Genomic DNA, 1,313 nt, shown 5'->3' on the forward strand with positions numbered 1-1,313 from the left:
GAGATCGCTGCCGCGCATGTGGCGGGTGTGTTGTCGCTGGATGACGCGTGCGTGTTGGTTGCGGCGCGTGGTCGCCTGATGCAGGCCCTGCCGGCCGGTGGCGTGATGATTGCGATCCAGGCGTCGGAGGATGAGGTCCTGCCGCTGCTGAGCGACCGGGTGAGCATCGCGGCCGTCAACGGTCCGCAGTCGGTCGTGATCGCGGGTGACGAGGATGCCGCTCTGGCGGTGGTGGAGTCGCTCGGCGATCGGAAGAGCAAGCGGCTCACGGTGAGCCACGCGTTCCACTCGCCGCACATGGACGGCATGCTCGACGAGTTCCGCCAGGTGGTGGAAGGTCTGGAGTTCTCGACCCCGAGCATTCCGGTCGTGTCGAACCTGACCGGTGCCCTGGTCGCCGACGGTGAGATGGGTTCGGCGGACTTCTGGGTCCGTCACGTCCGCGACGCCGTCCGCTTCCTCGACGGCATACACGCCCTGGAGGCCGCCGGGGTGACGACGTACCTCGAACTCGGCCCCGACGGAATTCTCTCCGCCCTCGCCCAGGACTGCTTGACCGGTGAGACGGATGCCGTCCTCGTCCCCGCTCTGCGGACGGCGCGCGGTGAGGCGGAGACCCTGGTCGCCGCCGTCGCTCGGGCGCACGTGCGCGGTGTCGAGGTGGACTGGTCGAAGTTCTTCGCCGGCACGGGTGTCCGGAGCGTGGAGCTGCCGACGTACGCCTTCCAGCGGCAGCGCTACTGGCTTGAGATGCCGTCGGCGTCCCGCAGGGGCGCAGTCGACGACGTGGACTCCCGCTTCTGGGACGCGGTGGAGCGCGAGGACATGGACTCGCTCGCCGCCGCCCTGGACCTGGACCTGGACGACGAGAGCGCCTGGGGCACGGTCCTGCCGGCTCTGCCCGCCCTGTCGGCGTGGCGCCGCGGCCTGCGGACCCGCTCCGAGGTGGACGCCTGGCGCTACCGGGTGTCGTGGAAGCCGCTGGCGGATTCCGCAACCGGTGCCGGGCTGTCGGGTGCGTGGCTGCTCGTGGTACCTGCCATGGGCGTGGACGACGCCGCCGTGGCGGGCGCGCTTGCCGGGCACGGAGTCGAGGTGCGCCGCGTCGTGGTCGAGGCCGGTGAGGACCGGACTGCGCTGGCCGGGCGGCTCGCCGAGGCCGCTGGTTCCGTGGGCGGCGTGGTGTCGCTGCTCGCCCTGGACGAGTCCGCCGGTGTTGTCTCCACGGCGGCTCTGGTGCAGGCGCTCGGTGATGCCGGGGTGGAGGCACCTTTGTGGTGCTTGACCCGTGGTGCGGTGAGCGTCGGTCGCTC

Annotated in this window: 1 protein-coding gene; it reads left to right on the forward strand. The window is 71.3% G+C overall.

Annotated features, from left to right (window positions below; translation table 11 throughout):
- Window positions 1-51: 51 nt before the first annotated feature.
- A partial coding sequence (locus ACFVS6_RS42915; protein WP_389711969.1) for an acyltransferase domain-containing protein occupies window positions 52-1,313 on the forward strand: 1,262 nt, incomplete at its 3' end.

This window comes from Streptomyces sp. NPDC057939, assembly GCF_042887545.1.
Taxonomy (GTDB): domain Bacteria; phylum Actinomycetota; class Actinomycetes; order Streptomycetales; family Streptomycetaceae; genus Streptomyces.